Origin of the sequence: Pedobacter kyonggii, assembly GCF_004310665.1 — a bacterium.
Taxonomy (GTDB): Bacteria; Bacteroidota; Bacteroidia; order Sphingobacteriales; family Sphingobacteriaceae; genus Pedobacter; species Pedobacter kyonggii.
Genome location: NZ_SIXF01000001.1, coordinates 482,010 through 496,235 on the forward strand (window position 1 = coordinate 482,010; position 14,226 = coordinate 496,235).

Here is a 14,226-nt window from a genome sequence, read left to right on the forward strand (position 1 = left end):
ATCATATTATGAAAAAGGTTGCCGTTATTGTACCTATTTATAAAGAAATAAGCTATTTAGAGGATGTATCCTTGCAGCAGTGTTTCAAAGTTCTTTCTAAATCACATCCAATCTTTTGCATAAAACCTAACTCTTTAAATTTAAATACCAAGTATCCATTTAGTAACTTCATCAGTTTTGATGATGCGTATTTTAAAGATATCGCAGGCTACAACAGATTAATGCTGTCCGGAGAATTTTATAAAGCATTTTTAGACTATGAATACATCTTGATTTATCAACTAGATGCTTTTGTTTTTAAAGATGACTTAACTATCTGGTGTAAAAAAAACATAGACTACGTTGGAGCTCCGTGGCTCAGACATAAATATCCTGATGCGATCAAAGCAATAAAAAATAGCGTTTTGGGTTACATACACAGAAAATTCGATATTAAAGAGAAAAATACGCTTGCCCCCACCGACATCCAGCGGGAGTATAAAGTAGGAAATGGGGGTTTATCTTTACGTAGAACACAGTTATTTTATGATTTAACCAAACGCTTCCAGAAAAAAATAAAAGAATATTCTTTAAATCCGGCAGCTAACTTTAATGAAGATGTTTTTTGGAGCATAGAAGTAAATAGGCAGAAAAAAAATTTAAGGATACCTTCATATAAGGAAGCCGTATATTTTGCGTTTGAAGTGCCTGTTGATAGGGCCTTCGAACTCACTAACAATGCACTCCCTTTTGGATGCCATGCCTGGAACAAAAATCTGGATGTATGGAGACCTATATTTAAAGGCTTTGGATATTCTATTTAAACTACAATCGCGTTAGGATTTACTTTTTCTGCTATCGTTCATTGCTTTTAAGTAAGATGCCAGGAATTGAGATATACCAGCATTTTTAATTAAGCTAAAACATTCTTTTAAGCTAGGCTTTGATTCTTTAATCAATCCACTTAAAATAACCTTATTATGCCTCGAATTTGATTTTCCCAGCATCTTTTTTTGCCCTGGATTAATAAATGAACAGTTTTTTATTAAATTTTTAATTCTCTTCCTCACTATTACTTCATACTCCGACATCTTTTTCCTGTTCTGACTCATGCTGATTTTGTGAACCCTAATTAAAGCAAAAGCCTCCTCTACCGGCAAAAAAGAAAAATAGAAATTTCTAAATGCACACGAAATCCAAAAATCCCAGTCTTCCAAACTTTTCAAAAACATATCAAAAAAGCCTACTTTTTTCAATGAAGATGCCCTAATTAAAGCAGAATTAACTGGCATTATATTTTGCTTAACCAGCATTTCTAAAACTTCATATCCAGAACCATTCAACTTAGGCATCCATTCATCTTGGTTTAAGTTTATACTTTTATAAAGCTTTTCTTTATTGCCGTCTACAAAATAACGCGCTATAGTATAAGAGATATCTATATGAGCATCTGTTTCCATCTCTTCAACTTGCAAGCTTAATTTTAGATCAGACAAAAGGTCATCAGCATCTAAAAACTGGATATATTCTCCAAGTGCATTTTTTATCCCCAGGTTTCTTGCAGCCGATAAGCCAGCATTTGATTGATAGAAATATTTTATCCTGGGATCTTTTGCTAAAAATTCAGCTACAACATCTTTTGTTTTATCTGTCGAACCGTCATCTACAACAATAAGTTCAAAATTTTGATATTTTTGTGCCAATACCGAATTTAAAGTCTCAGGTAAAAACGACTGATAATTATATGCGGGTATAACAATAGTAACTAAAGGATTTTCCATTTATAACAAAGTTAATTTAAATCTGAGTATGTATTTCAGATCATTCAGATTTAAGTAGAAATTTATTGATTCAATTCAAGGTATGATCATCATAAAAATAATAGGCGGATTGGGCAATCAGATGTTTCAATATTCTTTCTACAAATCTTTACAAAGTAAGGGCTTCAAGGTTTATGCAGATTTATCTGATTTTGAAGATTATCCTTTACATAATGGCTATGAACTGGGAAGAATTTTTAATTTAACCGTAAGAACACCAAGCAAATTTATTTTAAATCTATTTAAGCCCAATCAAACCAAATGGGTATTTAGAAAACTGAAAAGGGTTTTAAATTTAAAAAAGACCTACAGGGTAGAGGAAAGGGAATTTAGGTTCGATCCCTCTTTTTTAAGCGATACTAATAAATATTATTTTGGTTATTGGCAAAACGAGGGATATTTCCATGATATAGCTGACCAAATAAAACATGATTTCATTTTCCCTAAAATTGTAGATATAGAAAATAAAACAATCCTTCAAAAAATCACAAATACTCAAAGTGTATCGATCCATGTGAGAAGGGGTGATTATTTAAAAGACCCCTTATTAGGCAATATTTGTAATTTATATTATTATGAGGAAGCGATATTGAACATCAATTCAAAAATTAAAGACACGCAATTCTTTGTCTTCTCTGATGACATGGCCTGGTGCAGACAAAATCTTAAATTGGAGAATGTAACCTACATTGATTTGAATAAGGGAAAAAACAGTTATATAGATATGCAATTGATGAGTAACTGTAAGCATAATATTATTGCAAATAGCAGCTTTAGCTGGTGGGGTGCATGGCTAAATAACAATACTAATAAAGTGGTGATTGCCCCAGGGAAATGGGTAAATAATCTTGCTGTTGATGATACTGATATTTGTCCAAAAAGCTGGATCAAACTATGAAAAGCCCTAAAATAACAGCATTTATAGCTGCCTATAATGCTTCTGATTATATAGAAGAATCTGTATCTAGTATTTTAAACCAAACCTTTAAAGATTTTGAACTTATTATTATTGACGATGGATCAACTGATGATACGGCGTTAGCAGTTAAAAAATTTAATGATAACAGAATCAGGTTTTTACAAAACGACGTGAATAAAGGATTGCCATTTACCAGAAACAGGTTGCTTGAACTAGCTAACGGTGAGTACATTGCAATTTTAGACAGTGATGATATCGCTTATCCTGATAGGTTTCAGTTACAGTTAAACTTTTTTTCTTCACATCCCGAAGTTGCATTATGTGGAGGGCATGGTACAATTATAAATGAAAATGGAATAGAAGCCGATAAAAAAATAATTGTGCCAACTGATGATTCGATAAACATGCGTATGTTATTTGCCAATTCTTTCATAAATTCAAGTACAATGTTTAAAACGGAAATCTTTAAAGCACTTAACGGCTATAGAGATTTTGCATTAGCTGAAGATTTTGACCTTTTTACCCGGATTTCAGAAAAATACAAAGTTGCAAATATTGATGCCTTTTTAGTTAAGTATAGGATACATGGTGAAAATATAACGATCAAAAGATCAGAGGATCAGGGAAAAAATGAACTCGAAATTCTTAAAAATATGCAAGATAACTTAGGCATGTCGTTTAACACGAGCAGCTTAAATCTACATAAAGAATTATTAACAAATAATTTAAATGAAGCTCATTTTGCTGGATATCTCGAACTACTGATTGCAATGAAAGTTGCAAATACAAAATCAAAAAGATTTGATACAGCTAAATTGAATCGGTTTTTATTTAATAAATGGTACGAAATACTGCGGTTAAAAAAATCAAATGCTAAAGCATTAAATTGGTATTTTAAAAAGGAATTGTATAATGTAGCGTATTTCAATTTTAAGCAATTTCGAAAAATATTTAAAATCACGCTTAGGGGATTAATCAGTTAATTCCCCACCATCCATTTCACTTTGGTTTTTCCTATAGCTCTAGCCAGGAAAAAGCTTAGCGCATAGGTAACTAAAAATCTAATTAGCAGTATTCCGGTATTCTGCCATATGCTAAGCTCAAGAAAATTTAACTTTAAGGGCTGAAAAATTAGGGGAAGTCCTCTGTCAATTATAATCACATGGATGAGATAGATACCGAACGTAGTTTCCCTGGGTCGTAAATTTCGCTGGAGCCAATTTAAACTGCCGACTTTTAACAATAATGCAAACATGACCAAAGAATAGATGATATTACTAAAACGTAAGGTATTATATGCATCTTTTATACCAATACTGTTAAGGAAAGTAGATTCCCCAACCGCTATCCAAAAGGTAACAAGTGCTAAAAGCAAGATAATAAACCAGGATGTGGCCTTAATTATATTCATTATTTTATCATAATACTCGTTAAAATAAACGCCGAGCCATAAATAAAATACGAATCCAAAAATTGCGGTAGTATGGGTTGTGGCAATCCAGTCCTGATAAATATTAACACTATAAAACAGCGAAAAAAGCGCCAAAACCAAACCAAACCAAAGGTTATACAAATGCTTTTTAAATAGCAATAAAATGGTAATACAAATAAGAAAATTAAGGATAAACCAATATGGGCTAATGAGTACGATACGTGTAAAGGTTTCAACAAAGTATAGGAAAAAGTTACTTCCTATCAAACCCATCTCGCTGCCTCTACTATGGGCGATATAACGGTCTAAAACACTTAGCATAATTAACATAAATATCCAGAACAACCATGGTTTAATGGTTTTCTTAAATCTGTTCTTTAAATACTGAAAAGGGGTGTATTCATTAAACTTATGGTTAATTAAAAAACCGCCAATTAGAAAAAAAGCTATTGTGCTGAACTTAAAAGATTGTATAATAGAACTTTCGACAATGTTTTCAAACTGCCTGCTATAGTGATTTGGAGGAACAACTCCGCAATGCTCAAGAACAATCCCAATCATAGATATACACCTGATTGAATCGACAAAAGAAAAATTTTTTGTTTTAGGTGTCGTAACTTTTATTGGCTCAGTATCCATTGAATAACATTTTTAAAACAGTCTGCGAATATCTACAAAAAATGATCTTATATAAAAAATCGAGCAAATTTTAACACACATGTATAAAGAATATTACCCATATCAGGTAGAAGATATGTATTAGATCTCTACAAGAATTATTTTTACCCCGCTATAAGTTTACATCATTTAATATTAAGTAAGGCTGAAAGGTTTCATTAAATAATTGCGTTATCTTAGTCGGGAGAATAATTAGTACTTAGTATGATTAAAAAAATAAGAAAAGCATTTTCTAAAGACAATTCCCACAATATAAAATTCAAAGCCGAATTTAAACAATTGCTTGACTTAGAGAAAAGTTCAAAAAAACGTTTTTCTTTGGATGAAGAAAATCTTTATCCATGTTTATTTGATAATACAACAGATACAGGCTTTGATAGGCATTACGTTTATCATCCTGCCTGGGCAACCAGAATAATCATCAACAATAAGCCTTCTAAACATATAGACATCTCATCTACGCTGCATTTCTGCTCTATGCTCTCAGCAATTTTACCAGTTGAGTTTTATGATTATCGACCAGCGAAATTGGAATTACCAAATTTGAAATCGTTATCTGGCGATCTAATGAATTTGCCCTTTGAATCGGCCTCCGTCGAATCGTTATCATGCATGCACACAGTAGAGCATGTTGGCCTAGGCCGTTATGGAGACCCTCTGGATTACGATGCGGATATTAAAGCAGTAAAAGAATTGACGCGGGTATTAGCAATTGGTGGCAATTTGTTATTCGTTGTTCCTCTTGGGGCAAAAGATGTAATCTGTTTTAATGCGCATCGAATTTATTCCAGGGATCAGGTTTTAAATTTGTTTTCAGACCTGAAACTTAAAGAATTCGCATTAATCCCAGAAGATGAAGCAGATGGCGGATTAGTAGTTAATCCATCAGAGGAATTACTTAAAAAGCAGTTCTATGGCTGTGGGTGTTTTTGGTTTAGCAAAGGCAAATAACCACAGGCTTACCCTATTGTACAAAAAAGAGCCTCAATTTATATTGAAGCTCTTTTAACATTTAGTGTGTAAAATATTACAGTTATGATAACACCATTATATTACAAAGGAACATTGAAGGCAGGACCTTCATTTACAAAAACTCCATTTTCAATAGTTGGATGATTACCTGTACCTAAATAGTGGTCGCTATCTCATGACCCACAATACATGTAAACAGGCCTAGTATTTGGCGTATTATTAGGATATGCACAGAAAGCAATTCCTTCATTTCTAAAAGTTCTATTACCGATTGTAGGTTGGTTACCTAAGCCGTAATAATGACCAGCAGAACTGTATTATAATATACGTTCTAGAATTATACATTTAACTGATCTGATTTTGGGGAAGTGCGCAATATCTAGTTCTTTAACTAGATATAAAAATCAAAAAAGTAGCCGTAAAACCAAATTTACGGCTACTTTTCTTTCTTGACTAGTAAATAGTCAAACTCAAGAAACTATTCTTTATTAATGTAGAATAGTGTTTAAAATATTATTTGGATTACTGAATTGGCGCGGCAATTGTAAAACCAACCGTACTGCTAATATTTCTAGCATTATTTAATTTGAAATAATATTTATTCGCTACCTCGGGACTAATAATATGTCTTAATATATATTTTCCCTGAGCACTTTCGAAAAAATAAATTTTACCATCTCTAGAATCACGCAATAGTTCAGCGCCTGGAGGTATTGGGCTTCCTTCAGTAACACCTTCATCCGACAGGTTTGTTATCTGTTTAATATGTGAAACTACTGTTCTCACAGGTGGAAAGAGAGGTCGTTGTGTTATTGTTACAGTTTCGTAATTATAAACGGCTGTTAAAGTCCCGTAATCTTGAATATGTCTAGCTTTTCCATTTATTACGCTAAACACTTTACCATTAGGTGTTTGCAGGAGTAATCCTTCTTTTAACGGATTATAATTTTCTTCTGGATCTATTGTAATTCCAATTTTCTTACTATCAATATACTGTTTAATATATGCTTTTATTTCCGCTTTCTTATTCGGATCACTTATTAGCTCTTCAATCGGCATCAATCCATTTTCACCAATTTTAATTAGTACTTTATTTTCGAAAGTACAACTACTTTGCCACGTAGCAACAGTTAATTTTGGTGCAGTATTATCTAATGAAATATCTCCAACAAGTCCTTTAGTTCCATCACCACCTATTGACCTATAGTGTACTGTTTGATTAAAATTTGAGCTGGATTCAACGCTGTTTGTTTCTATATCGGCTGTAACATTGATAATAGCTAAAAGACCGTTATATTTTAAACCAGCTTTTGCCGCTTCTTCTCTTTTGGAATTATTTGTTTGGCTTTCATAGTTGAAATCAAATCTAGCACCTAATGTAATATCTGTTAATATATGTGTCCCATATTTCTCAACAAATAACTGTGGAGACAAGTCATAAATGTCAGATCTAAATTTTTCAGTCAGATAGTTATTCTTCAGATTTTCAGCACTGGAGAATATTTGTTGGCTTTGCTGCTCAATTATCTTTTTTGCAGAAGAATATACATATTTTGAAGACGTACTATCTTTCCCTGCAAAAGATAAATTAAATTCCCCCTTAAAAAGACCAAATACATCAGATGTGGCAGTATATTTTTGTGATAATCTATTAGAGTAGCTTAGCGCATTTTCCCCATAAGCATAAATCCAATAATCAATAACCCCTTTCTTGGGCAAATAACTCCCAGGATCCTCTCTTACAAATTTTGCAATATCGATAACAGAAGATCTTGTTGATGAATATTCCGCAAATCTATCAGTTACATCATAACCAAATCCCAAAACATCATATATATTATCACCAGCAAATGCCAATTCGTTATGATTATTAGTTAATTTAGCTTCTTCAGTAAGATCACTTTTTTTACAATTGCTGAACAATGCTGTTAAGACACACAGCAAGCAAATAATTTTTAATTTGTAATTGTTTTTCATCAGTATTTATCTGTTATTTTTTTCACAAAACTACCGATAAGAAAAATTAATTATGATAATGTGTAGTTATCAATAATTATTAATCATACTCATTCATAAATTAGTAAATACTAAATTAAAGAGTTAATTCTACATACATGTTGCTTGATAAATATAAAATCAATTAATGTTTTAACCTCAGCCTATTTTCGATCATACCAACATTATCTTGAGCACTAAACACAGAAGATTGTACAACTATATTTCTTTTTGAGATGCTAGCAGTTTTTTTGGGTATTAGCTGTATTTTACCGCTAATTGCAGAAAGCGTTGACTTTAAGCATATTTCTCCAGGATCACCTAATATAGGATTTGCAGATCCAACAACATTCAAATCAGGTTCCATGCCATTGAAATAATCAGACCATCCTTGGGCGTTTTTGATTAAAAAGCTACTGAGATAAAACGAGTACTGATCTATATTAACCCCAAAAAAGCCTACAGGTTTTCCATATGTTTTTACTCCGATTAGTTTAACATTAAAATAAGGTTTCAAACAGCTAATCAATAATTCGCTTGCCGAAGCTGTTTGGCCAGATACTATGATGTACACGTTCTGTATTGATTCTAAAGTTCCCTTTTTATTGAATTTGTAAGTATTACCGTTTTCTGTATAATCAACATCAGCCAGTGTTGCCAAACGTCCGTTATAAATTACGGTTTTTCCATTCTCATCTAGATACGGTTGATGACGCAGAATTGTTGCCTTACCGCTTTGAAGTGTTTGATTAAACTGTTCTGAATACATTATTTTGCCATTTAATGCACTTGGAGCGATTAGATTAGCAACATACTCTGCTGTTTCAACATAACCGCCCCCGTTAGAACGTAAATCTAAAATAAGATACTTAGGTTTAGCAGTTGCCATTTCTTTAAAAACCTGATCTAATTTCGATTGAGCGCTAATTAAGGAGGGGAATGAACCTAAGGCTATATAAGCAATAAGCTTGTCGTCTGACTCAATGATGCGCTTGGCCAATACAGCTTCTCCGTTAATGAATCCTGCACGAGTTCCACCACTATTAGATCGTCCGATCTGTAAATAGGAGTATTTTGGCACGCTATTTTGACTTGAGATTTCAAATGGTTTGCCGGTTACAGGGTTTAGTTTAAGTTGTGAAATATCAAAAAGTTCGTTCTTAAAAGCACTTAATTCTGGTTTGATGTTGCCGTATTTTTCTCTGGGATTAAAATTGCTATAACCAGGCAATACATCATTCCATAAGTAAATCTGTTTTGCATATAGAAAAATAGAATCGAGGGTAAATTCAGTTCTTGTTCCCCTAGATGGCGAAACAATTTCTTCATCATTTTGATCGGTTGGCTTATCCTTTTTACAGCTGATGTAAGTTAATGCGATAAACAAAAACATAATCATCTTTATCAGTTTGCAATTCAAAATATTATGAATTTTCAATTTTTGGAACTTAAAGTTTAATTAAACTATAACGATTCATTTGATATAATTTATTTTTTCTAATAATTTTTATCAACACAAATTACTGATTTTTATTCGCTAATTTTGACAATCTCTTATTATCATTATTTACTTATTACAAATACAATGAGTAAACAGAAAATACACATAATCATTAACGCTTCTCAACATGTTAGACATAGGAACCTCATTAAGAAGGTATAGAGACAAATACAATTATACACAGCAGTATGTTGCTGATGTAATAGGAATAAGCAGGGTTGCTTATCGAAAGTGGGAAAATAATGAGGTTGATTTTTCATTATCTCAACTAAACAAAGTTGCCGAACTATATGACATGCCGATCCATGAGATCATCATCCAATCTGATTTTAAAAAGAACAAAGTAATCTCTATCCAACAAAAAAGGCATCAATATTATTGATACCCCTTTTTGGGTTTATCTTCTGATCAGCAAGTTATAATCTAATAGCCTCTATCGAATCATTTTTTGTAAGTATCTTACAAACACATTCTAAATCAAAATCAGGATATGCCTCTACAAATTTTTTATACTTGGTTGGCTTAAACTGAACATCATTATACTTCACCTCGTAAGCAATTCCTTTGTTTAAGTGTTTTTCTATAATGAAATCTACCTCATTACCATCAGCAGTTCGCCAAAAGTGCAGATTATCTGTATCAAATAACTGCCTTAACCTACAATAGACATAATTTTCTAACAATTCTCCTTTGTCTGCTCTATCATTCAGCTTAGAAAAGTTATTTAACAATGTATTACGCAAACCATTATCGTTAAAATAAATCTTTGGCATTTTGGTTAATTCTTTCCGCACATTGCCGTAAAAAGGAGACAGCAAGTGTACAATAAAGGTTTTCTGCATTAAATAAATGTAGCTTTCTACCGTAGCACTGGCCATTTGCAAGGTATTTCCCAGCTCATGATTATTCACCAGATTACCTGTTTGATCGGCCAATAACCTTGCCAGCTGAAAAAATTTTAATTCTTCTTTAATGCCCGCTTCTAAAGCGTCCTTTTTCATGTAGCTATTTACAAGTTCTTTAAGCATTTCCTGCTTTTCCTGTTCAGTATCAGCCAAAACTACGGCAGGATAACCGCCATAAACTAAATATTCGTCAAAAAGTGAATTTATACGGTTACGTTGAAGACCCTGATATGAAGCCCTTTTCTTCATCTGCTCCCACTCTGCAATTAAATTATCCTCACCCTTAAAGTGCAGGAACTCATCGAAAGCCAAAGGAAAAAATTCAAATACCTTTTTTCTTCCCGCTAAACTATCCTTAAAGCTTTTATCAATATAAAATGCACTACTCCCTGTTGCAATAATTTTCAATTTTGGAGCATACTTATCATACAAAAGCTTTAAAAAATTACTGGGATCTTTTGCATATTGAACTTCGTCAATAATTATATATAATCTTTTATCTGCAGGAACATCAGCTGGTAATAATGTATAATTAAAGATATTTTCAGCATGATGATTTACAGCTTCTAAAATAGCAGGATCTTCAAAAGTCAGAAAATAAACCAATTCATTAGCTTGATTTAACTGTTCAGCCAATTGTTTAACCAGTGTGGTTTTACCGATCTGCCTTGGACCTATCACGATAGTATGCTGAGGCTTACCCAAATGGTCTTTTAAAGATTTTAGTGCTCCTGATCTTTCCATAATTATCGATACCAAAAGACAAATATATGATATTATTAAGATTTTAATTCAAAATTATCCGATATTTTTAAGATTGGAATTAAAAATTATCCGATATTTTTAAGGTTAAAATATTTTTAGCATAAAAAAAGTGGCCTTTTGGGCCACTCTAATTTTATAATACACTGTAGAATTATAGTTTTCTAGCTACTTCTACTTGTTCGTAAGCTTCTACGATATCGCCAACTTCGATGTTGTTAAAGTTTTGAATGTTTAAACCACACTCGTAACCTTTATTCACTTCTTTCACATCATCTTTAAAGCGTTTTAACGATGCCAGTTCACCAGTGTACACTACAACACCATCCCTAACGATACGGATCTTGCTGTTACGGGTAATCTTACCATCCAATACCATACAACCTGCAATGGTACCCACCTTAGTAATTTTGAAAGTCTCACGAATCTCAACATTAGCCACAATTTTCTCTTCAAATTCTGGATCCAACATACCTTCCATCGCCGATTTAATCTCGTTGATTGCATCGTAGATGATAGAATATAAACGGATATCGATCTGCTCAGCTTCTGCAAGTTTACGTGCACCTGTTGATGGACGAACCTGGAAACCAATAATAATCGCATCAGAAGCCGAAGCTAACAGTACATCAGACTCCGAAATCTGACCAACACCTTTACTGATGATATTGATCTGGATCTGCTCGGTTGATAATTTCAACAATGAATCGGCCAATGCCTCGATAGAGCCATCCACATCACCTTTAACAATGATGTTAAGCTCTTTAAAGTTACCGATGGCCAAACGACGACCGATCTCATCCAAGGTAATGTGTTTCTGTGTACGTAATCCCTGCTCACGTTGTAACTGCATACGTTTGTTTGCAATATCACGAGCTTCAGTTTCACTTTCTAAAGCATTAAACCTATCACCTGCTGTAGGTGCACCTTGCATACCCAAAACCTGTACCGGTTGTGATGGGCCTGCTGATTCTACTTTAGCACCGCGCTCGTTGGTTAATGCTTTTACACGTCCACTATAACTACCCGCTAAGATTGGATCACCAACTCTTAATGTACCGGCCTGAACCAATACCGTAGTTACAATACCACGTCCTTTATCTAATGCCGACTCGATTACAGTACCTGTAGCTCTCTTATTCGGATTTGCTTTCAGTTCTAATAATTCGGCTTCTAATAATACTTTATCTAAAAGTAAATCAACATTTAAGCCGCTTTTGCTTGAGATTTCCTGCGATTGATATTTACCACCCCAATCTTCAACCAAGATATTCATTACTGATAACTGCTCGCGTACTTTATCTGCATTTGCACCTGGTTTATCTACTTTAGTGAAAGCAAATACCAATGGTACCCCTGCTGCCTGTGCGTGGTTAATCGCCTCTTTTGTTTGAGGCATTACCGCATCATCTGCAGCAATAACAATAATGGCAATATCGGCAGCCTTAGCACCACGTGCACGCATCGCTGTAAAGGCTTCGTGACCTGGTGTATCTAAGAAAGTTACTTTTTTACCAGTTGGCGTAGTTACCATGTAAGCACCAATGTGCTGGGTAATACCACCGGCCTCACCAGCTACCACGTTTGCTTTACGGATATAATCCAGCAATGAGGTTTTACCGTGATCGACGTGCCCCATAATCGTAACAACCGGAGCTCTTTCGATTAAATCTGCCTCGTTATCTTCTTCCTCAATTACATTTTCTTCATCCTCATCTGGTTTAACGAATTGAATTTCGTAACCAAACTCGTCAGCAACGATGGTTAAGGTTTCAGCATCTAAACGTTGGTTAATGGAAACGAACATACCAAGGCTCATACAGGTACCAATAATTTTGGTAACCGGTACATCCATCATGCTCGCTAACTCATTAGCCGTAACAAATTCTGTTACTTTTAATATTTTCGATTGTGATTCAAGCTCATTTGCAGCCTCTTCTGCGTTCGACGCTACATCATCACGTTTCTGACGACGTAACTTAGCACGTTGTGCAAATTTACCTGATTTACCAGCACCACTTAAACGGGCAAGTGTTGCTTTGATCTGATCTTGAATTTCTTTCTCTGTAGGTTCTTCTTTAGGTCCGCTTGGTGTAGCGTTTCTATTTTGGAAACCTGGTCTGTTATTGTTGTTATTTCTATTTCCTTGGTATGGAGTTCCGCCTTGTCCCGCTGGTCTGTTACCCTGGTATGGGGTTCCACCGCCTGGTCTATTACCTTGATAAGGTGTACGAGGTTGCCCTGGCGTACCGCTTTGACCTTGGCCCTGACCTGCAGGATTATTTTGTCCTTGCTGGCCTTGACCACCGTGTTGACCTGGTTGACCCGGTGCTCCTGGAGTTTTTTTGCGTTTACGCTTACGTTTAGCGGCTTCACTATCGCTAGATGATGCTACTGGACCGTTTCTTCTATCCGGTGTGGTTGGTAAAACAATTTTACCAATAATATTCGGACCGGTTAATTTAACGGTACGTGCTTTAATTACCTCAGGCTCGTTGCTTACCGGTTTTGTTTCAGCTGGTTTTTCTTCCACTTTAGGCTGTTCAACTGGTTTTACAGGCTCCGGTGCTTTAACCACTGGCGGTTCTACAACTGGTGCCGGTGCAGCAGGAGTTTCTTCCTTTTTAACCTCAACCGGCTTTTCTTCCACTTTGGGTTGTTCAACTGGTTTTACAGGCTCTGGTGCTTTAACCAAAGGCTGTTCTACAATAGGCGCTGGTGCAGCAGGCGTTTCTTCTTTCTTAGCTGGGCGTGTTTTAGAGTTAAGGTCGTTTAAATCGATCTTTCCTACAATTTTAACCCCCGGCAATCCAGTTTCTTCAACCTTATCTTCTGCCTTAGTTTCTTTTACCGGCTCTACTGCTGCCGCAGGTGCTGGCGTTGGCGTTTCTACCTTAGGTGTTTCTACAACCTTTGGTTTCTCTACCGGAGGGGTAAATGATTGAGCATTTTTAATTAAAATCTCTTCATTTTTCTCAAAATCGGTATTCTTCTTCGGCGCTTCTACTGGCTTTTCAGTCTCAGGCTCATCACGACGTATTTTACCAATCACTATTTGTTTGGCTTCTTCTCTTACGATCTTATCTCCCTGATACTCTTTCAATAAGGCATTATACATGTCTCCCGTAAGTTTAAACATAGGGCTTTTCTCGGCAGAGAACCCCTTTTTGTTTAAAAACTCAACGGCCGTACCCATGCCTATATTAAGTTCTTTAATAGCTTTAATTAAAATGATTGGTTTGTCGTCTGACATTTAGCTCCTG

Annotated in this window: 11 protein-coding genes; 5 read left to right on the forward strand and 6 right to left on the reverse strand. The window is 34.6% G+C overall.

Features of this window, described 5'->3' with window-relative positions; all coding sequences use genetic code 11:
* Window positions 1-8 precede the first annotated feature (8 nt).
* Window positions 9-803 carry a DUF5672 family protein gene (locus EYS08_RS02155; RefSeq protein ID WP_131028203.1) on the forward strand — a complete coding sequence of 265 codons (795 nt, stop codon included), beginning with the start codon at window positions 9-11 and terminating at the stop codon, window positions 801-803.
* A gap of 12 nt (window positions 804-815) precedes the next feature.
* Here the strand turns inward: EYS08_RS02155 and EYS08_RS02160 are convergent, their stop codons facing one another.
* The gene (locus EYS08_RS02160) at window positions 816-1,760 is read right to left on the reverse strand and encodes a glycosyltransferase family 2 protein (protein WP_131028204.1); all 945 of its coding nucleotides are present in this window, start codon (window positions 1,758-1,760) and stop codon (window positions 816-818) included.
* 82 nt (window positions 1,761-1,842) lie between these two features.
* On the opposite strand from EYS08_RS02160, the gene EYS08_RS02165 reads away from it, so the two are divergent.
* Both EYS08_RS02165 and EYS08_RS02170 read left to right on the forward strand, forming a co-directional pair.
* Window positions 1,843-2,697 carry an alpha-1,2-fucosyltransferase gene (locus EYS08_RS02165; RefSeq protein WP_131028205.1) on the forward strand — a complete coding sequence of 285 codons (855 nt, stop codon included), beginning with the start codon at window positions 1,843-1,845 and terminating at the stop codon, window positions 2,695-2,697.
* The gene (locus EYS08_RS02170; protein WP_131028206.1) at window positions 2,694-3,701 is read left to right on the forward strand and encodes a glycosyltransferase family 2 protein; all 1,008 of its coding nucleotides are present in this window, start codon (window positions 2,694-2,696) and stop codon (window positions 3,699-3,701) included. The genes EYS08_RS02165 and EYS08_RS02170 overlap by 4 nt, the downstream gene beginning before the upstream one ends.
* On the opposite strand, the gene EYS08_RS02175 is transcribed toward EYS08_RS02170, so the two are convergent.
* On the reverse strand, window positions 3,698-4,789 hold the full coding sequence (locus EYS08_RS02175; protein WP_131028207.1) for an acyltransferase family protein: 1,092 nt from the start codon (window positions 4,787-4,789) through the stop codon (window positions 3,698-3,700). The genes EYS08_RS02170 and EYS08_RS02175 overlap by 4 nt on opposite strands.
* Before the next feature lie 243 nt (window positions 4,790-5,032).
* On the opposite strand from EYS08_RS02175, the gene EYS08_RS02180 reads away from it, so the two are divergent.
* Complete coding sequence (locus EYS08_RS02180; protein ID WP_131028208.1) at window positions 5,033-5,779, forward strand: DUF268 domain-containing protein; 747 nt, start codon at window positions 5,033-5,035, stop codon at window positions 5,777-5,779.
* 543 nt (window positions 5,780-6,322) lie between these two features.
* Here EYS08_RS02180 and EYS08_RS02185 read toward each other — a convergent pair.
* Together EYS08_RS02185 and EYS08_RS02190 are read right to left on the reverse strand one after the other, a co-directional pair.
* Entirely contained in the window at window positions 6,323-7,777 is a 1,455-nt protein-coding gene (locus EYS08_RS02185; protein WP_131028209.1) for an MAC/perforin domain-containing protein, read from the reverse strand.
* 163 nt (window positions 7,778-7,940) lie between these two features.
* Window positions 7,941-9,026 (reverse strand): S41 family peptidase, encoded by a 1,086-nt coding sequence (locus EYS08_RS02190; protein WP_165456343.1) that lies wholly within the window; start codon window positions 9,024-9,026, stop codon window positions 7,941-7,943.
* Between the two features lie 397 nt (window positions 9,027-9,423).
* Here EYS08_RS02190 and EYS08_RS02195 point away from each other — a divergent pair, with 397 nt between their 5' ends.
* Window positions 9,424-9,678, forward strand: a complete 255-nt coding sequence (locus EYS08_RS02195; protein ID WP_131028211.1) for a helix-turn-helix transcriptional regulator — start codon at window positions 9,424-9,426, stop codon at window positions 9,676-9,678.
* 34 nt (window positions 9,679-9,712) lie between these two features.
* On the opposite strand, the gene EYS08_RS02200 is transcribed toward EYS08_RS02195, so the two are convergent.
* Both EYS08_RS02200 and infB read right to left on the reverse strand, forming a co-directional pair.
* Entirely contained in the window at window positions 9,713-10,945 is a 1,233-nt protein-coding gene (locus EYS08_RS02200) for an ATP-binding protein (RefSeq protein WP_131028212.1), read from the reverse strand.
* Window positions 10,946-11,117: 172 nt separating this feature from the next.
* The gene (infB, locus tag EYS08_RS02205; protein ID WP_131028213.1) at window positions 11,118-14,216 is read right to left on the reverse strand and encodes a translation initiation factor IF-2; all 3,099 of its coding nucleotides are present in this window, start codon (window positions 14,214-14,216) and stop codon (window positions 11,118-11,120) included.
* Window positions 14,217-14,226: the final 10 nt, after the last annotated feature.

Excerpts from the sequence above, each read along its gene's own strand:
- EYS08_RS02155 (WP_131028203.1), top strand. The coding sequence starts at position 9 with ATGAAAAAGGTTGCCGTTATTGTACCTATTTATAAAGAAATAAGCTAT.
- EYS08_RS02160 (WP_131028204.1), bottom strand. The coding sequence starts at position 1,760 with ATGGAAAATCCTTTAGTTACTATTGTTATACCCGCATATAATTATCAG.
- EYS08_RS02165 (WP_131028205.1), top strand. The coding sequence starts at position 1,843 with ATGATCATCATAAAAATAATAGGCGGATTGGGCAATCAGATGTTTCAA.
- EYS08_RS02170 (WP_131028206.1), top strand. The coding sequence starts at position 2,694 with ATGAAAAGCCCTAAAATAACAGCATTTATAGCTGCCTATAATGCTTCT.
- EYS08_RS02175 (WP_131028207.1), bottom strand. The coding sequence starts at position 4,789 with ATGGATACTGAGCCAATAAAAGTTACGACACCTAAAACAAAAAATTTT.
- EYS08_RS02180 (WP_131028208.1), top strand. The coding sequence starts at position 5,033 with ATGATTAAAAAAATAAGAAAAGCATTTTCTAAAGACAATTCCCACAAT.
- EYS08_RS02185 (WP_131028209.1), bottom strand. The coding sequence starts at position 7,777 with ATGAAAAACAATTACAAATTAAAAATTATTTGCTTGCTGTGTGTCTTA.
- EYS08_RS02195 (WP_131028211.1), top strand. The coding sequence starts at position 9,424 with ATGTTAGACATAGGAACCTCATTAAGAAGGTATAGAGACAAATACAAT.
- EYS08_RS02200 (WP_131028212.1), bottom strand. The coding sequence starts at position 10,945 with ATGGAAAGATCAGGAGCACTAAAATCTTTAAAAGACCATTTGGGTAAG.
- infB (WP_131028213.1), bottom strand. The coding sequence starts at position 14,216 with ATGTCAGACGACAAACCAATCATTTTAATTAAAGCTATTAAAGAACTT.